The sequence below is a fragment of the Anaerophaga thermohalophila str. Valhall genome (assembly GCF_000250735.1).
In the GTDB taxonomy this organism is placed as follows: Bacteria; Bacteroidota; Bacteroidia; order Bacteroidales; family Marinilabiliaceae; genus Anaerophaga; species Anaerophaga thermohalophila_A.
The window spans coordinates 1-4,209 of sequence record NZ_AHZV01000033.1; the positions used below are offsets into that span (position 1 = coordinate 1).

Genomic DNA, 4,209 nt, shown 5'->3' on the forward strand with positions numbered 1-4,209 from the left:
GTATATTTGTAACATCTCATGACGAAAACTTATGATAAAGCAGGCTAAATATTATTTTGTAGATGCTATGAGTTTTGTCTGTTTTTTTATTTCTACGCAAAGAACGCAAAATTTAAGGAACGCTAAAATCGCAAAGAAAGAATTTAATGAATGAACCGTGCCCCGATTACCCTGGGCAAGCGTAACACAGCAAATGGTATTTTATGGACAGACACTGGTCAGTCGGAATTTCGGCTTTTCTAATCAAAGAGAAAATTGAAAAACTGTTACAAAAGACCACGCTTCATCAATTGCATTAACTCAATAAGCGCTGTTTCGGATGTACGGACAATATTTCGCTCCCGGTCCTTTCCAAAGCGGAATTCTTTACTTACCACCCTGTTTCCCGGGCCGGCCCAGGCAATCCAAACCGTTCCAACCGGTTTTTCCTCACTTCCCCCACCCGGTCCGGCTATGCCCGATGTAGCAATGGCATAATCCGATTCAGCAATCCTGACAGCACCTATAGCCATCTGTTCAACAATCTGCCGGCTGACAGCACCGTAATTTTCAATATCCTGCGGCTTTACACCCAATATATTTATCTTCAGGTCATTCGAATAGGTTACCATGCTGCCTCTAAAATAGTTGGACGAACCTGGTACCATTGTTACCAAATGGGCCAGATATCCACCGGAACAACTTTCAGCCAGAGAAATCGTTTTCCCGGTTGACCTGAAATAATTCGCAAAAATTTCCGAAGCCGGCTGATCTTCTTCACCATAAATATTTTCTCCAACAATCGGGTAAAGCGCATCCACAGCTTTCTGAATACCTTTCGCAAGAACATCGGGATCATTTCCCCGTGCTGTAAGCCGAAGTCGTATCCGCCCCGGTGCAGGCAGATAAGCAAGTTTAATTTCATCCGGCAATTGATCCTCCCACCCGTTAAGTTTTTCGGCTAAAACCGCTTCCGGTATATTATAAATCAACACTGTTTTATGAATAATCGCTCCCGGTTTATACTTCTCCTTTAGCCTCGGGATAATTTCACCGGTCATGGCCAGTTTCATCTCTGCCGGCACTCCCGGCATGGAAACCACAACACTATTGTTGTATTCAAACCACATGACAGGAGCGGTTCCCAATTTATTACGGATCACCACACATTTCTCAGGCACCAGAGCCTGGTCGCGATTGAGCTGATTAATGTTCCTGACTCGCCCTTTCAGAAACTCCCTGATGTCGTTGTATACTTCCTCGTTAAAGACCAACCGGGTATTAAAAAAATCACACAATGTCTGCTTGGTTATATCGTCGCGTGTAGGCCCTAACCCACCTGTCATTAAAACAATTTTTGCTCTTTGGGCAGCACTTTCAAGAGCTTCCTGTATCTCCTCTTTTCGATCGCTTACCGAAGTAATTCGGTTAACTTCAAAACCAGCGTGGTTAAGTTCGCGTGCCATCCAGGCAGAATTGGTGTCAACAACCTGCCCTATCAGTAACTCATCGCCAATTGTTATTATTTCAACCATTAGTATTTTTAGTAACAAAAATTTGAAGGACTTATAGGGCTACAAAAGTAGCAGAAATAATTAAAGAAAAATTTCTGTATTAAAGTTAACAGTTGCAAAAAATTCACCCATAAAAACCAGCCTACTGCAGCTCTCATTCGTTAAAATTATATGATTTATTTCAGGGAATTACTGCATTTTTTCTCTAATTCATTTCTAACTCTTATCTATAATATTGTTTTAAAAGAATATAAATACATTGACATATATACATTGTTAAAGTAGTTAATGTTTATTAAAGATTTTTTTCTTTAATTACTGCCGTCTAATTTTACACCAAAACAAAGACTATTATCATTGATTAAAAATCTGTTTTATGAAAAAGTATTTGATCACTGTGAACGAAAAGCAGTATGAAGTAGAGGTAGAAGAAGTAAAAGCAAATGCAGCGGGAGCCTTTCAAACCCTGAGATCAGCCCCAAAACTAAAAAGCGGGGTTACACCCAATCAAATCAAATCGTCTTCGCCTAAAGCTACTCCTAAAGGAGGACACCAAATCACTGCTCCCATGCCTGGTAGCGTTTATAAAATTTTGGTTGCTCCGGGCGATGAAGTTAAAAAGGGCCAGACATTGCTGGTGTTTGAAGCAATGAAGATGGAAAATGATCTCACATCGCCGGCCGATGGAAAAATAAGTGCCGTTAATGTAACGGAGGGCGATGCCATAGCTGTAGGTGATGTTTTAATTGTGATTGAATAATCGGGCTAAAAAACAAATTTTATGGGTAAAGTTGGAATTACAGAAACCATTCTCCGCGACGCGCATCAGTCATTGATCGCCACACGAATGAAAACCGAAGAGATGCTTCCTATCATCGAAAAACTTGATGACATAGGTTATCACTCACTGGAAGCATGGGGCGGCGCCACATTCGATGCCTGCATCCGATTTCTTAATGAAGATCCGTGGGAACGCTTGCGTAAAATAAAAGACAAGGCTAAGAAGACACCACTGCAAATGTTGCTCCGGGGTCAGAATCTTCTAGGTTACAAGCATTATGCAGACGATGTGGTGGAATACTTTGTGCAAAAAGCTGTTGCCAACGGAATGGACATCATTCGGATATTTGATGCACTCAACGATCCCCGTAACATGGAAACGGCCATTCGTGCCTGTATCAAAGAAGGCGGACATGCCCAGGGCTGCATCAGCTATACCACCAGTCCGGTTCATAACCTGCAAATGTTTGCCGGCGATGCGAAGCGACTGGAAGATATGGGAGCACATTCAATTTGCATCAAAGACATGGCCGGACTTCTGAAACCTTATGATGCCTACGAACTCATCAAAGCAATTAAGGAGAATGTAAGTATTCCTGTACAATTGCATACCCATTATACCAGCGGAGTAGCTTCGATGACCTATCTTAAAGCCATAGAGGCTGGTGTAGATGTTGTAGACACAGCCATTTCGCCGATGGCAGGAGGAACTTCACAACCTGCAACCGAACCATTGGTGGCCTCGCTTCAGGGAACAGAATATGATACAGGTCTCGATCTCGTTAAATTAAGCGAAATTGCATCCTATTTCAAACCCCTCAGAGATAAGTGGTTAGAATCGGGACTACTCAATCCAAAAATGATGGGTGTCGATGCCAATGCCTTGATCTATCAGGTTCCGGGTGGTATGCTTTCAAATCTGGTTTCACAGTTACAACAATCAAATGCACTCGATAAGTACGAAGCTGTACTGGAAGAGGTTCCGCGGGTTCGTAAGGATTTTGGCTATCCTCCGCTGGTTACACCTTCGAGTCAGATAGTGGGAACCCAGGCAGTATTTAATGTACTGACAGGCGAACGTTACAAAATGGTACCAAAAGAATCGAAAGGCGTTGTGAAAGGAGAATATGGCAAAACACCTGCTCCGATTTCGGAAGAACTCAGAAAGAAAATTCTCGGAGATGAAGAGTCAATCACCTGCCGGCCGGCAGATTTAATTGAGCCGGAATTGGACAAAATCCGGGAAGAAATAAAAGAACTCATTATCCAGGAAGAAGATGTTCTAACTTATGCATTGTTACCTCAGGTAGCTCGCAAATTTTTTGAAATGAGAAAAAACGGGACACTACCCGGTCCGGAAAAAAAAGAAAAAGTAAAAGAAAGCAACGAATCGAAAAAGACTATCTCCGAAAAAGAGACTGATGATGAAATTGCAGCGGTAATTTCTGCAGCAGTGGCAGCACAGGCCGAAGCCGGTACCCGGTATGCCATTCGCGGGTTCAGACAGGTTGTCAGTCCCTGGGTGCTGTCGGGAAGACTGGCACGCTAATTAGTGCCTGTCCATAAAGTACCATGTGCTGTGTTAAGCTTGCCGCCAAAATACTCATTTACGAAAAGTAAACTGCGTTTTTAGTCGGCTTCGCAAGCCTTGCAACCGGCACGTTCTGGACAGACACATGATAAGCAAAAAACTTTCTCGGCTTTATAGGCAGGCTCTAATTAATAATATGCGACACCTTCGGCGTTGATGTTTAATTTGTGTATACAGGCTATAAATACAGGAGCCTTTCAGGCTTCGTTTTAATAACCTCCTTCAGATAAAGAGCTCTGTCGCAGCTCCGCAGCTTGTTTAATGAATTCAACGACATCGGTGCTACCATCCTGTTGCCGCTCCGCGTCTATATTTCTACTCGCCTGTTAACCTACTGACCTAACC

The 4,209-nt window shown here is 42.8% G+C and carries 3 protein-coding genes; 2 read left to right on the forward strand and 1 reads right to left on the reverse strand.

The features are described from left to right. Positions 1 to 266: 266 nt before the first annotated feature. Entirely contained in the window at positions 267 to 1,514 is a 1,248-nt protein-coding gene (locus tag OQ5_RS0101175) for a CinA family nicotinamide mononucleotide deamidase-related protein (RefSeq protein WP_016775736.1), read from the reverse strand. A gap of 355 nt (positions 1,515 to 1,869) precedes the next feature. On the opposite strand from OQ5_RS0101175, the gene OQ5_RS0101180 reads away from it, so the two are divergent. Both OQ5_RS0101180 and OQ5_RS0101185 read left to right on the forward strand, forming a co-directional pair. Beyond that, positions 1,870 to 2,253: a biotin/lipoyl-containing protein gene (locus OQ5_RS0101180; RefSeq protein WP_016775737.1), complete on the forward strand. Its 384-nt coding sequence runs from the start codon at positions 1,870 to 1,872 to the stop codon at positions 2,251 to 2,253. 21 nt (positions 2,254 to 2,274) lie between these two features. After that, positions 2,275 to 3,822, forward strand: a complete 1,548-nt coding sequence (locus OQ5_RS0101185; protein ID WP_016775738.1) for an oxaloacetate decarboxylase subunit alpha — start codon at positions 2,275 to 2,277, stop codon at positions 3,820 to 3,822. Positions 3,823 to 4,209 lie beyond the last annotated feature (387 nt).